Origin of the sequence: Priestia koreensis, assembly GCF_022646885.1 — a bacterium.
GTDB classification, from domain to species: domain Bacteria; phylum Bacillota; class Bacilli; order Bacillales; family Bacillaceae_H; genus Bacillus_AG; species Bacillus_AG koreensis_A.
This window is the reverse complement of sequence record NZ_CP061868.1, coordinates 1,657,115-1,673,782: the sequence shown is the minus strand read 5'-3', so window position 1 is coordinate 1,673,782 and position 16,668 is coordinate 1,657,115. Positions and strand designations below refer to the sequence as shown.

The 16,668-nt window shown below is 39.7% G+C and carries 18 protein-coding genes; 4 read left to right on the top strand and 14 right to left on the bottom strand.

Annotated elements, in window-relative coordinates:
- Positions 1 to 2 precede the first annotated feature (2 nt).
- From IE339_RS08375 to mutT, 3 genes are all read right to left on the bottom strand, one after another.
- Positions 3 to 1,910: a 3'-5' exonuclease gene (locus IE339_RS08375; RefSeq protein ID WP_242175372.1), complete on the bottom strand. Its 1,908-nt coding sequence runs from the start codon at positions 1,908 to 1,910 to the stop codon at positions 3 to 5.
- A gap of 315 nt (positions 1,911 to 2,225) precedes the next feature.
- On the bottom strand, positions 2,226 to 2,549 hold the full coding sequence (locus IE339_RS08370; protein WP_169775985.1) for a hypothetical protein: 324 nt from the start codon (positions 2,547 to 2,549) through the stop codon (positions 2,226 to 2,228).
- A gap of 106 nt (positions 2,550 to 2,655) precedes the next feature.
- Positions 2,656 to 3,051, bottom strand: a complete 396-nt coding sequence (gene mutT, locus IE339_RS08365) for an 8-oxo-dGTP diphosphatase MutT (RefSeq protein ID WP_242176149.1) — start codon at positions 3,049 to 3,051, stop codon at positions 2,656 to 2,658.
- A gap of 176 nt (positions 3,052 to 3,227) precedes the next feature.
- Here mutT and IE339_RS08360 point away from each other — a divergent pair, with 176 nt between their 5' ends.
- Both IE339_RS08360 and IE339_RS08355 read left to right on the top strand, forming a co-directional pair.
- On the top strand, positions 3,228 to 3,644 hold the full coding sequence (locus IE339_RS08360; RefSeq protein WP_242175371.1) for a hypothetical protein: 417 nt from the start codon (positions 3,228 to 3,230) through the stop codon (positions 3,642 to 3,644).
- 16 nt (positions 3,645 to 3,660) lie between these two features.
- Entirely contained in the window at positions 3,661 to 3,816 is a 156-nt protein-coding gene (locus tag IE339_RS08355; RefSeq protein WP_242175370.1) for a hypothetical protein, read from the top strand.
- A gap of 44 nt (positions 3,817 to 3,860) precedes the next feature.
- Here IE339_RS08355 and IE339_RS08350 read toward each other — a convergent pair whose 3' ends face one another.
- The 8 genes from IE339_RS08350 to IE339_RS08315 all read right to left on the bottom strand — a co-directional run bounded on the left by IE339_RS08350 (position 3,861) and on the right by IE339_RS08315 (position 11,401).
- Positions 3,861 to 4,283, bottom strand: coding sequence for a DUF6188 family protein (locus IE339_RS08350; RefSeq protein WP_242175369.1), 423 nt, complete (start codon positions 4,281 to 4,283; stop codon positions 3,861 to 3,863).
- A gap of 73 nt (positions 4,284 to 4,356) precedes the next feature.
- A complete protein-coding gene (locus IE339_RS08345) occupies positions 4,357 to 5,001 on the bottom strand; it encodes a TetR/AcrR family transcriptional regulator (RefSeq protein ID WP_242175368.1) in 645 nt (214 codons plus the stop codon).
- 164 nt (positions 5,002 to 5,165) lie between these two features.
- Positions 5,166 to 5,873 carry a DUF554 domain-containing protein gene (locus IE339_RS08340; protein WP_242175367.1) on the bottom strand — a complete coding sequence of 236 codons (708 nt, stop codon included), beginning with the start codon at positions 5,871 to 5,873 and terminating at the stop codon, positions 5,166 to 5,168.
- Between the two features lie 58 nt (positions 5,874 to 5,931).
- Positions 5,932 to 7,377: a glycosyltransferase family 2 protein gene (locus IE339_RS08335; RefSeq protein WP_242175366.1), complete on the bottom strand. Its 1,446-nt coding sequence runs from the start codon at positions 7,375 to 7,377 to the stop codon at positions 5,932 to 5,934.
- Between the two features lie 75 nt (positions 7,378 to 7,452).
- A complete protein-coding gene (locus IE339_RS08330) occupies positions 7,453 to 9,003 on the bottom strand; it encodes a glycosyltransferase family 2 protein (RefSeq protein WP_242175365.1) in 1,551 nt (516 codons plus the stop codon).
- A gap of 3 nt (positions 9,004 to 9,006) precedes the next feature.
- The gene (locus tag IE339_RS08325) at positions 9,007 to 9,213 is read right to left on the bottom strand and encodes a hypothetical protein (RefSeq protein WP_242175364.1); all 207 of its coding nucleotides are present in this window, start codon (positions 9,211 to 9,213) and stop codon (positions 9,007 to 9,009) included.
- Positions 9,214 to 9,226: 13 nt separating this feature from the next.
- Positions 9,227 to 9,580, bottom strand: coding sequence for a DUF2642 domain-containing protein (locus IE339_RS08320; protein WP_242175363.1), 354 nt, complete (start codon positions 9,578 to 9,580; stop codon positions 9,227 to 9,229).
- Positions 9,581 to 9,754: 174 nt separating this feature from the next.
- On the bottom strand, positions 9,755 to 11,401 hold the full coding sequence (locus IE339_RS08315) for a M4 family metallopeptidase (protein WP_242175362.1): 1,647 nt from the start codon (positions 11,399 to 11,401) through the stop codon (positions 9,755 to 9,757).
- Between the two features lie 391 nt (positions 11,402 to 11,792).
- Here IE339_RS08315 and IE339_RS08310 point away from each other — a divergent pair, with 391 nt between their 5' ends.
- Positions 11,793 to 12,383, top strand: coding sequence for a TetR/AcrR family transcriptional regulator (locus tag IE339_RS08310; protein ID WP_242175361.1), 591 nt, complete (start codon positions 11,793 to 11,795; stop codon positions 12,381 to 12,383).
- A 129-nt stretch (positions 12,384 to 12,512) separates the two neighbouring features.
- Positions 12,513 to 13,526, top strand: a complete 1,014-nt coding sequence (locus tag IE339_RS08305) for an AI-2E family transporter (RefSeq protein ID WP_242175360.1) — start codon at positions 12,513 to 12,515, stop codon at positions 13,524 to 13,526.
- Between the two features lie 43 nt (positions 13,527 to 13,569).
- Here the strand turns inward: IE339_RS08305 and IE339_RS08300 are convergent, their stop codons facing one another.
- From IE339_RS08300 to IE339_RS08290, 3 genes are all read right to left on the bottom strand, one after another.
- On the bottom strand, positions 13,570 to 14,067 hold the full coding sequence (locus IE339_RS08300; protein ID WP_242175359.1) for a DinB family protein: 498 nt from the start codon (positions 14,065 to 14,067) through the stop codon (positions 13,570 to 13,572).
- A gap of 127 nt (positions 14,068 to 14,194) precedes the next feature.
- Positions 14,195 to 15,400: a M20 metallopeptidase family protein gene (locus IE339_RS08295; protein WP_242175358.1), complete on the bottom strand. Its 1,206-nt coding sequence runs from the start codon at positions 15,398 to 15,400 to the stop codon at positions 14,195 to 14,197.
- Between the two features lie 37 nt (positions 15,401 to 15,437).
- Positions 15,438 to 16,610: a hypothetical protein gene (locus tag IE339_RS08290; RefSeq protein ID WP_242175357.1), complete on the bottom strand. Its 1,173-nt coding sequence runs from the start codon at positions 16,608 to 16,610 to the stop codon at positions 15,438 to 15,440.
- Between the last annotated feature and the right edge of the window lie 58 nt (positions 16,611 to 16,668).

Sequence of the window (16,668 nt, the reverse complement as noted above, 5' to 3'; positions counted from 1 at the left end):
TATTACTTTACACTCACCTTTTGCTTCACTGCTACAGGCTTAATTTCTGATTGCTCTTCTAAATAAGTAGTAAATGCTGACTCTCCCGAATAGGACAAGCATAAATAATCTCGTGCACGCGTCATGCCGATATAGAGTAGCGCTACTTCACGCTCAATGTCTTTTTCAAGCGCAAATGGCATGTTATCAATATTCATAATAAATACAACTTGAAAATCAAGACCTTTGCTGCTGTCAATCGTACTAATTTTGACTGTTTCCTCTTCCCGATTAAACTGGCGCTTGGATTCATTATTCTCTGTTAGCCAATAGGTTGGAATATGAAGTTTTTCTAATCCCCGCTTAAGCGTATCGATATAGTTCACTTTATGCGTATTCTTCACTCGATATAAAACAAGCATTTCTGAATACGGAATATGCTTTGTTTCATGCAATTTTTTTATTTGATAGCCGATGGCTGCTACCTCATGAAGAAATGTTTCCGCTTTGATAATAATAGGCTGCGGACCTTTTCTCTTCGTGCTTTGAGGAGCAATAATTTCCCCTTCTTGATCACGCATGACAACTTTATTTTTAAGAGCGGAATTTGATCGATAAAAATCCCAAGCAAACTTTACAACCTGCGCTGTATTTCGATAGTTAATGGTGAGGACCTTTGATCTGCCTTGAAAGCTCAATCCGGTATCTTGCAGATAGGACCGTTTCCTTTTATAAATATTTTGCGCTCGGTCTTCTACAAGTAGAAGAGAACTGGTTTCTGGATTAAGAAGCTGACTCACAAGACGAAGCCAATCACCTGCAAAATCTTGTCCTTCATCAATGAGAATTGCGTCATAAGTTGGGAGAATAGCTTCCTTTTTCTCGAGCTTTTCTAGTATAGAGGGGATCGACTTTTCTGTAATTTTTAATTCATGCTTTAGCCAAGAATGAAAGTTGCGAACGGATACGTTATGTGACTTTTCCACTTTTCCCTCTACAGCTAAATCAAATAAATCTTCAGGCTCATTCATCATTTGTGTTACCATTTGCTGAATACTTTGAGCAAGTGAAATATTATAGCATAAAATAAGAATTTTCCAATCAGGATTCTCCTTCCCAAGCATCTTTGCACGACTCGCCAAAATCAGCGTCTTTCCGCTTCCCGCTACGCCTCTAATTAAACGATTTTTATCGCCAATTTGCTTTGCTAAATTTTCCTGATGAAGATCCATTGCTCGAATATCGTGCAATGATAACAGCAATTGGTCTTGATATGGAATAGGCTTCTTAAACTCTGCGCTAATCCGAACTTCCGGAAATAAGTGATAACGAATGGCATCAATGTCGGTCTTCTCAAGTGGGGCGTGCAGACGATATGGAACTTGAAACATGTTCACTAGCTTTTCCACCAAATGCTCTTCAGAAAATCCTTCCTTATCAGGATCAATTTCATCTCTTGTTAAGCAGAATGAGGCTTCCATGACAGAGTATAGACCGTTTTTGATAAAATCTTCCTGTGTCAAACGAGTGAAAACCGCTCCGTATCCGTATGGAAATTTGAGCTGAAATTGATATTTTCCGTCCAGATGAACAAGATTTTTATCTTTTTTTAGAACGTTTGCTATGTGAAAGGCATTTTCACGAGCTTGCTTAAAAGGACTCTTTGTCGTAACTTGTTCTCCTGACTTTGATACGATCGTCCACTCATCACGATTTAATTGAAGCAGTGTTCCTTTTGTATAATCTTTCACCTCTAACACTAACAAACCAAGATCCGGTCCAATAATTACAAAGTCCGGCCTTCTACCTAGCACTTCTGGTTCATAGTAGACAATGTAATCTTCGGGTAAATACTGCTTGAGCGTTTGAAATAGGAGTCGTTCCCCCGCAGTTGCTGTTGTACGAATTGACTCTGGAATTGTATAAGCCATGATGCTCTCCCATCTTCCTTTTTTCTTTCATTATACTATACAAAAAATGTAAAATAAGGATTTTTTATTCATTTAAAGTCCCTTAGTCACTAAAAACTCCTCCAAACTGTCCCTCCTCTTACATATTGAAAGAGGAATCATTGTCCGTCCTAAAATCTATCAAGATACACGATGCAACTAGGCACTTATTAAAATTTTCACCTTTTCTCTACGTGGCGCGATGCCATTGAGATCAAGGTGCCTCGTCACAATAGGGATTTTATAAAATCCCCATAAAAAATAGACGAAACTCTCCTTAAGAGAATTTCGTCTATTTTAACGCAGCCATTGGACAAATAACGATACCGTTTTGAACGCAAATAATACAAAAACAACCCACCAGATCCCTCGAAAGACAGGTGACGTTGATTTCCAGTACACGGCGAATATTTTTTCTTTCAGATAAATGAGGAGCACGAGCCATCCAGCGTTTAGAATCAAGCTTCCTACTTCTCTAACCTGATAGTAAACAATATTTCCCGTGGTTTTAAGCATCACGCTTGTTATAAGCAATAACGCAATATGTATGACCATGTAAATAATGGCGACAGCGGTCATCTTCTTGACTGCTTTTTTCAGTGTTTCCTTTTCCTTCAACAACCTTCAACTCCTACTTCCATTCGCTCGCTGATTTCAGCGAGCCGCATGTACACATTGTATCACATGTGACCTGCATTCAGACAGTATGACAAGGAAGAATGGAGAATTAGCCACGACCGAGCAACTTATGAATCGTCGGAACATCTGCCGGTGCCCACTCCAACCTTTCTAATTTACTAGGAGAAACCCACTTTAGCTCTGCATGCTCTTTTGCTTGTGGCGTTCCTTCTATAATCTTCGTTCGATATGTAAGTAATTGAACAATTACTGCAGGATATTCATGCACAACATCCTCAATCATCTCCTGCACCTCAACCGTGCATCCGAGCTCTTCTTTTATCTCACGCACAAGAGATTGTTCAGGCGTTTCTCCTTGTTCAATCTTTCCCCCGGGAAACTCCCATAAGTTTGGAAGACTCATCTCCGCCGAGCGGAGCGCACATAGAATATCGCCCTCGCCATTTACCGTGACGGCCCCTACAACCTTTATTTGCTTCTTCATCATTTCTCACCCTTTCCTTACGTATATCCTTAATCTATCATAACGCTGCGCTATTTCAATCGTCTTTTTCATTTCTCAATTTATAAAAATGAAACCTTTTACAAATTGAGAACGTATACTTAATAACACTTACATATATAACCAGTTGTATAAACCATTAAAAAGGAGAAATCAGCATGCACGGTATTTGGTGGTTAGTAGCTTCTCTCATCATACTAATAATCATTCCATTTTCGTTGAAGCAAGATATAAAGAAAGGAAAAAAGCGAACAGATTTATTTATTAATAATTGTTCGCTCGCGGTCGTTTTTTTAGTAACAATCGCGCAGTTTTTTCGCTCGATTTTATCAAGCAAAAACATGCACTTTTTTGATCAACTTTTGTTGTTAACCATCGTATTTTTTGTCGTTCTTCCCCTCGTCGGGATCTTAATCTTCCGTATCAAAGAGGATATAAAAAAATGGCAAAATCCGCGTGAGTATAAGCTTTATTTTTTGTATAAAATTCGGTACGCCCTCATTGCGATGCTTGCCGTTATGGTGGCCATTACAGGATACCGCTTTTATGTTATTTTCAAAGTTGTATTCGCATAATGCGAGGAGGAATGTTGTGGATTATCGAACCGGGATTACGGTTATTCTTTTAGTTATAGGAGCAATGGTGACCTTATTAATAGGAAACAAAAGACAAGGCAAAAAAGAGTTGCCGTTCGTTTGGCTCCTGATCGCCATTGTGTTGCTGCTCATATGGTTATTTACGTCATAAAAGCCTGAAAAAGGTTCAGAATCAGTGATGCTGAACCTTTTACGTTAGTCTTCACACAGCTGCTCGCTTCGATACGCTTCATACCCTCCACCCGGAAGACCTATAACAGAAAAGTCATTCGTTCCAAAGAGCTCCCACCCTTCAAAGCAGTAGCTATCTTGAAAAACTTCTAGGACGCAACCGTTCGAAAACTGGATACATAAAAGATCAAATTCCTCATGCAAAGAAATCGCTTTTATTCGCTGAGCAATCAACAAATCTTTTAACTGCTGAAGCGCTTCTTTTCGTGAGCGCTCGTGATGAAAATCATGATGCCCTACCATAATTCTCCCTTTCCTTCTAATGCGCCATGAGCACTCTACGCACATTCCACCATCTGTAAATGAAAAACGGAGCGGAAAAGGAGTTCCCTTTTCAATGGTTGTTAATTTCTGATCAATAAAATACGAGAAATTGATATTCGTCATTTTCATGTCTCCTACTATGTAAAAATAAATACGAGTTCCTTATCATTCGATAAGCTATATGCATAGAGAGCTGTTAGCTCTCGTTATTTGTTGTTAGCCGTGATTGTGACGATACTCCATAGAGAATGAAAGTAGCCAAAAATGAGGCTTGCTCACTCAACTCTTTTCGGCTGCGTAATCTTTGATCTCTTTGACTGAGCACATTCATTAATAGAAATGAGTAACGTTCCGCGTCTATTTGATTATTTCCTTCCGAATAGATCGTTCCCTTTTCAATTCCTTCCTCAAACAAAGTAGCAATTGGACGCTGACAAGCGCTGCGCCACCATTCTTGAATGGTCTCGTGATGTTCCTCTGCTACTTCATGCTCAATATCATGAAAAAGCTGATGCAAATTAAACGGATATCGCTCGAGTAAAAAATAAATAATGCGTTCTAAAGATTCTCTCATTTCATCACAACTTTGCACAATACGTTGCAACGATGTTTTCATTTCTAAGAGATCGTTACGAAGCATTTCTAAATAAATTGACTGCTTATTAGGGAAATGATGATAAAGCGCAGGTTGCGTAATGCCACAAGACTCTGCAATTTTTCTTGTCGATACCCCTCGATATCCGTATTCCATAAACAATGCGCGTGCTGTTTTAATAATCTTTTTTCGTGTTTCAATTCCGTTTTCTGCTCCTAACTGGCTAGAGCGCTTTCCCTTGACCATGCTCATTCTCCCCTACGTTTCAAACTTATCGAATGATAAGTTACTATAATGCCTATGCATTGTCCACTTTAAATATGTTACATCGCACTGTTCGTTACTGCACCATTCCCTTTTTACAATCACCCTAAACTACAAAATAAAAAAGACCTTTAGAATAAGGTCTTTTACATCCATGTTTGAAGAGCAATCGTTAGAATAATGGTAATAAGAATAGCAGGAAGTAAATTTGCAACTTTCACTTTGGTTATCCCCATTAAATTTAAACCAATTCCTAAAATCATGACGCCTCCTGTTGCCGTCATTTCCGCAATTAATTCCGTCATAAGCGTCGGAGAAATCAATTGGTTAATCTGCGCGGCAAATAATGCAATGGTTCCTTGGTAGAGAACAACCGGAATAGCAGAAAAAATGACGCCAAGACCAAGTGTTGTACTTAAAAGAAGCGAGATAAATCCATCCATGACAGCTTTTGTATACAGTACGTTATGATTACCCCGAATCCCGCTATCTAGTGCACCTATAATCGCCATAGCTCCAACAACGAAAATTAACGTAGCCGTTACGAATCCTTCAGCTATTTTACTTTCTCCATTTTTAGCGCCTACTTTACGCTCAATCCATACCCCTAGTTTAGTGAGATTTTCTTCTATTCTAAGCCATTCTCCAATCACTCCACCGATTACTAAACTTAAAATAACGAGCAAAAATTGATCGCTTTTTAACCCCATCTGTACACCTAACACAACAATTGCAAGACCTATTGCCTGCATGACCGTTGTTTTCATGCTCTCAGGGATCTTTCGGCATAAACTGCCAAGAAGCGTCCCAAATACAATTCCTAATCCGTTTACAAGTGTTCCAAGAAGCACCATCTAGCACCCTCACTTTTCCTTATACATGTACGTTTTATCATACTACCAAACTGAATATTTAGAAATATCTTTTTCTGTAGAAGTGAGTACTAGATAGATCCTCCCCCTCCATAAGGAGATGATAAAAAGCTTCTAGATAATCGCCTATGATGAGCTCACCGGTCCTTGACAAGCCTTCTGCTACTTGGTTTTCCCCCGGACGAATTCGATTTAACGGATTAATATCGACCGAATGAACGGCTTCAATGAGAAATCCATTTTTCGCTGCTATCCCCTGTGCAAGTGGCGGTACCATAAAAGCCTCTTCTGAACAACACTTGAGAACGCGACGATTTATAGCATGAGGAACCGCGGTGAGGGAGGAAATTTCCAAATGCTTTTGATTGATAAACAAGTTAAATATCTGTTTAATAGACGTCACAGGATGAATAATATTAGAAGGACGCTTTAAATCATTAAGAGCCATATCTACGCCAGACTCAACAGCTTTCACAAATGGGAATAAATCCTGTGCCAATACCAAAAAATCACCGTCTACAAATAAAAGGATGTCACCTGTTGCATACTTAATGCCTATACTTCTTCCTACATCGTGACCAAGCGCTTCTTTATACGTGACAACGGTAACCTCTTCCTGAGCTACTAGGGAAGAGGTTTGGTCTGTTGAACCATTAACAACAACAATAATTTCGTATGGTCGAAGCTTTTTTACTTCCCTTATCACTTGCTGAATTGTTCCTTGTTCGTTTCTCACAGGGATAATGATGGACAGCTTCTGCTCCCCGTAATATGATTCACCAGTTTTATAGCTTCCTTCTATTACAGAGTACGCTCCTTGCTCATGAACCCGCAACCGTCGCCCTCCATCAGAATAGCCCCCCCTTTTCCCTTTCTTATGAAGCTTCTCCTGTAAAAAAGTGAGCAGCTGAGTGAGCTTTCTTTTTTCTTCATACGTAAGCATGGATCCGAAAGAATCGTAAAAAGACGGAATAAATGGCGGCTCATACGAAACGTGATGATAATAGTGAATGCGATAGTTTGAAGAGACTGCCTGGTCAAAGACAGAAAGGGGATTATCTATTATTCTATTGGCAGCAGTTTGAGCAATTTCTTTCGTACAGGCTAGCGGAAAATCTAAATATGGGGAAATAGGTAGAACCGGTCGTGACGTCCATTCATAGTATACGCTTGCCCACACATCTAGATATTTAGTGCTTTTTAGGCGATTACATGTCATGTCACACTGACCATAGCAAATGCTATTGAGAAAGAGAGAAAGCTCCCGAATAGAATAGCTACCATCTCCATTCAAAAATAGAAGGATGTCTGCATTAACCGAATGAATCGCCGCTTCTAGTGTGGGAGACCAGTGACATTCCTTTGGAGAATGCTGTTCACTATGGCTGATACACCAAATTTCTACAGGGGCTAGCTGTTGAATAACAAGTAGCAAATTGGGGTGTACACTCATTTCTGTTACTAGTAAAATCGCTACGCTTTTCATGCTACCTTCTCCTTTTTTTAGATACTTCCCCTCTTTTCAAAGCAAAAAAAAAAATCAGCCTTTAAGTCAGAAGACTCATTCATTCGTAAGATTTTCTTGATTAGCGTGATTCGCCTGAAGAAATTCCTCAAGTAAATCAAAACGACGAGGTTTGCGAGGAAATCCTCCTCTTCTATCGGTTAATTCTAGTAGCAGTGCGAGCGCTTCTATATGATCGCCTAAAATACGCTCCGTCGATTTTGCTATGCCGTTGATCTTTACATGATCACGGCGAATACGATTGGTTCGAGCTACATCAACAAAATGTACAGGTTCTACCTTACACCCGTTTTTAATTGCCAATACGTGCGCCAGTGGAGGAACCATAAGGGAATCATAACCAATCTTTTCTAGTGTCTCTCGTCGAATGGCATGAGGAACGGCGGTTAACGTATTAATGGTCAAATCGGGACGCTTCAGCGCAATATTTAAAAAGTATTTTGCCGCACTAACTGAATGAAGTGGATATACTTGATCGAGCAAGCAGGACAGATCGTTTAACGCAACGTCCACTCCCTGTTCAGCCGCTTTTATATAAGGAAGAAGATCTTCAGATTTAATGACGATATCGCCGTCAATAAATAAGCAGACGTCTCCACTGCTACACATCGCTCCGATAGCCCGGGGAATATTATGTCCAAGAGCTTCCGAAAATTCAATGACAACGACGTTTTGACTTTTGGCTATTTGCACCGTTTCATCATCTGACCCGTTGGCAATGACGATAATTTCTTCAACCCCTGCTTTTTTCACTTCCGTAATAACAGCTTCAATCGTTTCTTTTTCCTCCCCAACGGGAATGATTGCACTGCACGCTATTTTTTCTGGACGCTTCGGTAAGTAAACCTTTGGATATAACCGATTTCGCTCCGCGTCCGTCAGCCCACCACGCATTCCTTTTTTCTCGATTAGATGATGAATAGCCAACATATGATCTCCAATAATTTCACTTGTTGATAGAGGAAAAGGGGAGTTGTCAATTTTCTCTTGATGCGCTTCTCGTGCCTTGTTCGTATAAATAACATCCACGGCAATTGGTGCCACTATAGACATTCCTTTTAATAGTGCTTCAACTTGAGCCAGCGGCGGCTCAGCGTGCAACGCATAGCCAAGCTTTTCGGCCGCTGCGCGCTTCATAGCAAAAGGAACCGCTGTTAACGCCTGTACACTCATCTGCTCCTGCTTCATAAATAAGTTTAGTGCATATTTTGCTACGGCTACTGGATGCGGCCTCACTTTTCTCTTTAACGTCCATGATAAATCATTTAACGCGATATCATGTCCTTCGGCAATCGCTTCAATAAATGGCAATAGTTCTTTATGTGGAACAGGAATATCACCGTCCAAAAAAAGAAGCACCTCTCCTATCGCTGCTTTTGCTCCCATGGATCTCCCAATATTTAACCCTAGCTTCTCTTTATACTCAATAACCTTGCAGCCATACTTTTCTGCTACTTGTTTCGTATTATCCGTTGATCCATTTACCACAACAATGATTTCTAAGGGATGTAATTTTTGCACCTCATCTAAAATAAGCGGTAACGTATCTTCTTCATTACAGGCTGGGATGATAACGGATAGGTTCATTGTTCAGACTCCTCCGTCTGTTAACACACGAACATATGAGATAACCGGCAATAGCACATTTACATTTTTCGACGGACCGTAGTCATCCCCTGGTGTTTGTACAATGATCGTACTACTCGTCACCGCTAGCAATGTCCCTTTTACCAAATCAAGCGGCGTCACAACCTCTACGGAAAATCCAACATAGCTACGTAACGTATCTTCTATCATTTTGTTTCCCTCCTTATTCATTCGCCTCTTGAATTGTTAGTACACTTGTAAATGGAACAATTAATACAGAAGTAGATGACTCTTCTAGTACTAGGTAATCGTCTCCTACCTCTTTGACGATGCCTTGTATCCCACCACCTGTTGTCACAACCTCTACACGCTCACCTAAGTATTGCTCGGCAATTTCTTTAAATGGTGAAGATTGCGAAGCTTTTATAACGTCTAGTAAATACGTTTTAAATGGTTCTGAATATACAACATCTTCAACCGCCTTTTGCGTACGTTCCTCAATAAAATCGCCAAATCGGTTTGAAAATAGTAGTTTCTCGAATCGATGAAAAAGTGCTTTACCCCAACAACAAAACATAAATATACCCCCTCTAGCTTATACTCTATCGTTTTGCGGCCATAAAAAGAGCCACTGTATAATATATACAGTGGCAATAGGGGTGGTGATAGATCAAAAGACGTATAAAAAGACTATTTTTATAGATTAAATCTAGCATACGTCATAACTATTTTGATCGGCTTTTTTATAAAATTATTGAACGCCTACCGCTTGATATGCATCTTCAACGGCTTTTACTTCCTTTGAGTCTTTTCCATATAGATCACTAGCTGCTTGAATGGCTGCCTGTCGCATCGCACTAAAATCAGAAGTGGCCGTTAAGTATTTCGTAAGCGCTCGATAGTAGATTTGCTCGGTTGCTTCTCTTCCTACTCCCTGTGTAGTCACTCCATAATGCGTTCCACCTTCAGAAATTAAGTAAGCGGCTTTATTGTTAATGCTAGAATTAATATGCACGCCACCGTTGTCTTCTTCCCCTGTATATCGCTTGCTATAGTGATCTGGATAACCCTCTTTTGGATTAATCGGATTCGGAATAGACGCTGGATCTTTTAAGGAACGTAGCCCCTGCACTTTCTCACCTTGTAAGTAAATGTCTTCACCGATTTCCCAGTCATCACGATCCACCATTGCGCCCATAATATCGGACATGGATTCGTTAAGCGCTCCAGATTCTCCTTGATAGTCTAAGTTCGCTGTTTTCTCTGTTACAGCATGCGTCAATTCATGAGCAATAACATCAAGTGCCGCTGAGAACGGACGGAATGTTTCCCCGTCTCCGTCACCATAAATCATCTGTTTTCCGTTCCATGCTGCGTTGTTCCACTCTTTTCCCACATGAACAGACGAAATGATTTTTGCGCCCTTTCCATCGTACGAATTGAGTCCAAACGTCTTTTTGTAATAGTCATAAACCTTTTCCGCATTCACATGGGCATCGACTGCTGTTGGATCTGTAAACGTAGGAGCCTTTTCACGAATTTCTAATCCAGTTACTCCAAATAATTGAGATAATAACGAAAATAGTATGTAATTGACATGCTTCGCATCGACCGTGTTAATTCCGTTTCCACGCGTTTCATCTGCTAGATAGTAGTACCCGTTCTTTTTTGCCACTTCAAATGTTTTCACTTCACCTGTCAAATTCTTGCCTGTTCCTTGCACTTGATCAATGGCGTTAAATTTATTGATAATCTTCCCTGTATGAGCGTCAACAAAATAGTGCCAGTAGCTTGGCTCTGGGTCAACAGTAGAAGCTTTTATCACATATGCCAAATAATCCTTTCCTTTATATGGATAGATGTATAATTCGTGCTCAATGTCTCCGTCATAATGCTCGACCTTACCTATTTGTTTTTCAATATCAAGCTTCGCTATCTTCACGGCCTTCGCAGCTGTAAGTGACGGTTTCGTCTTTATAGAACGTTGCTCACTCTCTGGAACAACCGCTCCCATGAATGACTTCACATTGTTTTCTTGATCTAGGGATACGGTTTGGCTGGTGCCATAAACCGGTATATTAGAATAGGTTTGGACTAAGCGAAAATGTCGGGTTTTTGTTTTTTGATCAAATTCTTCCTTTAGCACCTTAAAAGAGTTTTTAGCGCTGCTCGTAATCTTAAATTCTTGGCGTTTGCTTGATAAGTAGTGATACACGAGTTCCTTTTTACTCGTTAACTGCTTTAAATAGTCGGGGGCCTTCCAGTTTTCAATTAAGTAAGTAGGCGTTTTGTAGTGAGGATCAACTGCTTTTGTGGAAGCAAAAACAGAGCTTGCTGTACCTGTGATTAATCCTGTTGCTAATGTAATAGAGGCGATGACCTTCATCTTTTTCTTCATGCGCATACTCTCCTTTGTAATTAGTAATATTGATAGATCCTTTCAAAATGGTTTGTTTTACCACTTTTATATAAGTCTACCATATTATTTAATTACAAGAGACAGTCGTGTCATCGCTAGTATTCTATTCATTTGCAACTAACATCCTATTTCTAGTGATTTAAACGCAGCAATCCGGTGATAAAAGAAGGATATTAGATCTTCATTCTACTTTTATTTTATTATTTTATAGATAAATATAGGATTTTTTACTTATTTCACCTTTATACTTTATAAAGATTAAAAAGACCGTGATTTCAGTGCTTATTCCGTATAAAATGATTGCAGAAAGAGGGAAAAAGGCTTATAATTTTTACAAACCGAACGTTCAGTTTAGAATGAGGTGCAATGAATGAATAAGAAGCAGCAGGCCAGTGAGCAAACGAAGAAGCTCATTCTCGATAAAGCAACCATCCTCTTTAGCGAACGTGGCTACGCATCTACATCAATTGAAGATATTGTGTCATCTACAGGCGTCAGCAAAGGGAATATTTACTACCATTTTGGCAACAAAGAAAACCTGTTTTTAAAGTTGCTGAACGATTGGCACGCGCATTGGCAAGAACAATGGGAAAACAAGGTATCTTCTTTCCATACTTGCACTGATAAGCTATATGGCCTAGCCGAACATACTGTATTGCATGATTTTAAACATCCTCTTACAAAAGCGATGGAAGAATTTTGGACGAGTTCCTTTGTAAAAGTAGAGGTTCGAAATCAAGTCGATGCTTTAATGAAGCACCACTTAAGGCTATACGAGCAGATTTTAGAAGAAGGCATGAAAAACAATGAGTTTAAGCAAAGAGATTTGTTGATTTTGAGCATGATTTTAGAAGGATTGCTTTCAGGAATTGGTTTATTCGCGTACAAGCTAAGTACGGAGCAAGCACTCACTTTATATAAAGAAGCGATTCATACTTTGTTAGAAGGCATTTCCGTCTAACATATGGACAAGGTCTTTTATCATATACTAAAAAAATGATGTCGCACTACCTGATCAGCGGTCAGATTGAACACGTACGTCGTCTTATTGGAAAAAGCGTCGCATAGGTGGATTGGAGAGAAGAAATATATGTCAATCTTTCGAAACTTAACACAGAACAAAGGGTTCATACGAATATTAACACTCGTTCTGCTTGTTTTTATTTTATTCCTTATTAGAAGCTTGCTTCATTTGGTACTCTTTACCTTTTTACTTACCTTTTTAATGGGAAAACTTCAACAGTTTATTACGCGTCATCTGCGAAAATTTGTACCGATTAGCCCTTCAGTTGTTGTACTCGCATTATACATTCTCATTATTTTTGCTTTTGGATTAACGATCTACCTATACATACCAGTCATTAATACTCAAATTCATGAGCTCGTCTCTCATATTATGAAGTTTTACAAAAATCCACCTACTAATCCTGTCGTAACGTTTATCGTAGATGGTTCGAAGAAAATTGTATCTCCTGAAGACATTCAAAAAAATCTAGATTTTGTCTATCAGTACTTAACAAATATTTGGACGGTTAGCTTGCAAGTACTTCTTGCGATTTTACTAAGCTTATTTTTCCTTTTGGAAAAATCGCGCATTATTAAATTCACTTCAAAATTCAAACATAGTAAGCTTGGATGGTTCTTTAGTGAAGTGGAATATTTCGGGCAAAAATTTATTGGCTCTTTTGGAGCTGTGATTGAAGTTCAATTTTTAATTGCGCTGATCAATTCCATCCTATCTGTCATTGCACTATGGATTTTAGGATTCCCGCAGCTCGTTGGACTAGGAATTATGATTTTCTTACTTGGCCTTATTCCAGTAGCTGGTGTGTTTGTATCACTCATTCCGCTCTGCACGATTGCTTATACAATTGGGGGGCCGATCAAGGTCGTTTCGGTTCTCGTCATGATTGCTGTCCTTCATGCGCTGGAAAGCTATGTATTAAATCCAAAATTAATGTCTGCTAAAACGAATTTACCGATTTTCTATACGTTTATTATTCTCATTTTCTCAGAGCATTTTTTAGGAATTTGGGGCCTCATTCTCGGCGTTCCCATCTTCATGTTCTTCTTAGATTTATTAGGTGTGAAACGCAAAGAATGAAAAAAGAGCTAGAAAGGTACAAAACCTTTCTAGCTCTTTTTTATTAAGCTGGATAGCCACCTGTTGGTGGTGGCCATGCTTTGTTTAAACGTCTCATGAGAACAATTTCTCCTAAGTGATAGCTATTATGAGAAGCGATGTTGCGCAGTAGGCCACCAGGTGTTTCACTTGGCCATACTGCAAGCGGCTCGTCAATCGCTAGCGTTTCCGCTAACTCACACGCTTCATCAATTCCATCACAAAAGTGCTGAATCGTCGCTTTCCACTCTTCTTCATCTGCAGGAGATGCCTCTTTAGGCCAGCTCTCACTCGCACTTTTTGGTCGTTCAGGCGTTTCTCCTTTAGCGAACGCTAACAAGAAATCTTGCCAGTAGCTCATATGCTTCACAAGCTGATAAATAGAATACGGAATTTCTTCTCGTGTATGTGAAGCAAGATCGACCGTAAGATCAGTGATGGCATTGATCGTTGGAAGGTGACCCCTTTCTCCTCGTAATGATTTTACAAGTGCATCGCGAAATGCTGTATTTGTTTGCGTCATTTTGCTCTCAGCCCTTCTTTTTTCAATGTAGTAAGCTGTTAACAGTCTAGCACAAATGCTTGCAACATATGTATTACTATGCTTATAAAAACAAAAAAGACAGGTAACAAACACCTGTCTTTCTTGTTTAGCGTACGGCTTCTGTTGGTTTGGACGTTTGATTCTCAAATAAGTACGTAACAGCTGCCTTTCCTAACACCTTCGCAGCAATTAATAGTCCTCTCTCATCAATATCAAATTTCGGATGATGATGTGGGTACGTTTGATCACGTCCTTTTAATTCCGCCCCCGTAATGAAAAAGGCTCCTTTCACATGTTGAAGATAATAAGCGAAGTCTTCTCCACCCATTTGAGCAGGTTGCTCTACAATCATTTCAACGCCTGGAACTTCTCCCGCAACTTCTTTAATAAAATCCATTTCTACTTGATGGTTAACAAGTGCTGGATATCCTTTATGATAAATAAATTCATACGTCATATCACTTGCTCTACATAATCCTGAAACGATTTCTTCGATTTCCTTTTGAATAAGAGTACGTACTTCTTCATTAAATGTTCGTACCGTACCTTCTAACACCACTTTATCTGCGATAATATTGGGTGCGTTTTTAGCATCAAAAGAGCCTATTGTGACTACTGCAGGCTCTAACGGATTCACCTTTCGACTCACAATTTGCTGAAGAGCCATCACAATTTGCGCTCCAGCTACGATGCTATCCTTAGCCATATGAGGCTGAGCACCATGCCCACCTTGACCTTGGATACGAATTTCAAACGTATCTGCTGCTGCCATTGCAGGTCCAACTCGATACCCTATGCAGCCTACTGGTGCTACTGAAGCCAAGTGTGTACCAAACACAACGTCAACACCTTCTAAACAGCCATCTTCAATCATCGCAATCGCACCACCTGGTGGCTTTTCTTCCGCATGCTGGTGAATAAACACAATGGTTCCTGGAAGCTCTTCCTTGATCTCCTTCAACGCCTTCGCAAGCCCTAATAAAGAAGCAGTATGTCCATCATGACCACATGCATGCATCACACCTGGAATTTTGGATGCGTATGGAACATCATTTTCTTCTTGAATAGGTAGCGCATCAAAATCTGCACGCAAAGCAACGGTTGGTCCTGGCTTTCCGCCTTTTAAATAAGCAACAACGCCTCTTCCACCGACACCTGTATGAACTTCATTCCCCAGTTCTTCGTGAAACGCAGCAATGTATTTTGGTGTCTCTACTTCTTGAAAAGATAACTCCGGATATTGATGCAAGTGTCTTCTTATTGAAACGATCTCCTCGTATACCTCATCTAATTTTTTATACAATGTTTCCATGTCTCCACAACCTTTCAGATTTTTCAGTCTTTTTAAATTAGATCGTTCTCATTAAAATACTTGCTAAAATAACGGAAGCGATCGTAACGGTTGTAAACCCACCTACTAGCATTGATGATAACAGCTCATCGAAAATAAGCTTTTGTTCTTTTTTATTTCGCCCTACGCTTCTGCTTACTTCGTCACACAATATGTAGTCTCCTGGAAAACCAAACATAGCCGTTAGCGCAACTGGAATTCCTTTATATGGATGCCATCCTAACAATTTTGAGCTGATCCATCCACCGGCAATAATACCGAATGCTCCAATAAGTAAAATCAATAAAATTTGCGGAAAATACTCGACCAACATTTGCGGTGTAATGCTCCCCATCGTAAGCACAACACTAAACACCATTCCAAGCATTCCAACGCTAAAGGCATTGGCTTTTTCCATCATGCTTTCTTCATAGAAATGAAATCTTGTTCCGATAATCCCAATGATTAAGCACCACAAACTGTAGCTAATCGTCGTAAAATGCTCCAAAACAATCGCAAGAGCCCCTCCGATAAATAGCTTAAATAATAAAATAACGGGGGAGTTAAAGCGGGATTCTTTCTTTGTCACTTCCACAATTGGCTCTTCTACCGCAGAAGCCTCTACAGTCGCTGCTACGTACTGACTATTGTCAATTGCATCTCTTAGCTTCAACGCATATTTTCGTAAAAAGTTCGATGCAAGCGGCATTCCAATCAAACCTTGAAACGCCATAACGAGTACCGGAATCGTAATTAAGCTGACTAGTCCAAGCTCTTTTAACTTAGTAGAAGTAAGGATAAAAGCAACGAGTCCCCCCGTGAGTGGCCCAACACCAGCAACGGCTGTTTTATAATTAAATACGATCGACACAACCAGTAAAATAAGTCCTCCTGAAACGATGACTCCTGATAATGCAATGATAACGGCCTTAAACTGCTTCTTCATGACTTTCAAAGGAATCAACGTTCCCATATGTACAACAAGAGGAGCTGTTAAAATGACTCCAACTGTTGCAAAATTTGATTTTTCAGCTAAGTCCTTTGGAAAAATGCCTGTCCATAATAGCCCTAGATACAGAACTAGAAAGACTAAGAGCATTGGAATTCGTGCTCTTGTTAAAATTGAAATAACTTCCCCGATAACGATTACTCCTAAGATGAGCATCGTGGCAATGACAGGCTGATCAAGCAAAGTATCTCCTCCTTAGCATTTATTTGACAATGAATAGTATGCCCCTCCTTTTATTCAT

Bases quoted from the DNA above. Each gene is read 5' to 3' on its own strand.
- IE339_RS08375 (WP_242175372.1), bottom strand. From the start codon at position 1,910: ATGGCTTATACAATTCCAGAGTCAATTCGTACAACAGCAACTGCGGGG.
- mutT (WP_242176149.1), bottom strand. From the start codon at position 3,051: ATGAAGAAGCAAATAAAGGTTGTAGGGGCCGTCACGGTAAATGGCGAG.
- IE339_RS08360 (WP_242175371.1), top strand. From the start codon at position 3,228: ATGCACGGTATTTGGTGGTTAGTAGCTTCTCTCATCATACTAATAATC.
- IE339_RS08350 (WP_242175369.1), bottom strand. From the start codon at position 4,283: ATGACGAATATCAATTTCTCGTATTTTATTGATCAGAAATTAACAACC.
- IE339_RS08345 (WP_242175368.1), bottom strand. From the start codon at position 5,001: ATGGTCAAGGGAAAGCGCTCTAGCCAGTTAGGAGCAGAAAACGGAATT.
- IE339_RS08340 (WP_242175367.1), bottom strand. From the start codon at position 5,873: ATGGTGCTTCTTGGAACACTTGTAAACGGATTAGGAATTGTATTTGGG.
- IE339_RS08335 (WP_242175366.1), bottom strand. From the start codon at position 7,377: ATGAAAAGCGTAGCGATTTTACTAGTAACAGAAATGAGTGTACACCCC.
- IE339_RS08330 (WP_242175365.1), bottom strand. From the start codon at position 9,003: ATGAACCTATCCGTTATCATCCCAGCCTGTAATGAAGAAGATACGTTA.
- IE339_RS08325 (WP_242175364.1), bottom strand. From the start codon at position 9,213: ATGATAGAAGATACGTTACGTAGCTATGTTGGATTTTCCGTAGAGGTT.
- IE339_RS08320 (WP_242175363.1), bottom strand. From the start codon at position 9,580: ATGTTTTGTTGTTGGGGTAAAGCACTTTTTCATCGATTCGAGAAACTA.
- IE339_RS08315 (WP_242175362.1), bottom strand. From the start codon at position 11,401: ATGAAGAAAAAGATGAAGGTCATCGCCTCTATTACATTAGCAACAGGA.
- IE339_RS08310 (WP_242175361.1), top strand. From the start codon at position 11,793: ATGAATAAGAAGCAGCAGGCCAGTGAGCAAACGAAGAAGCTCATTCTC.
- IE339_RS08305 (WP_242175360.1), top strand. From the start codon at position 12,513: ATGTCAATCTTTCGAAACTTAACACAGAACAAAGGGTTCATACGAATA.
- IE339_RS08300 (WP_242175359.1), bottom strand. From the start codon at position 14,067: ATGACGCAAACAAATACAGCATTTCGCGATGCACTTGTAAAATCATTA.
- IE339_RS08295 (WP_242175358.1), bottom strand. From the start codon at position 15,400: ATGGAAACATTGTATAAAAAATTAGATGAGGTATACGAGGAGATCGTT.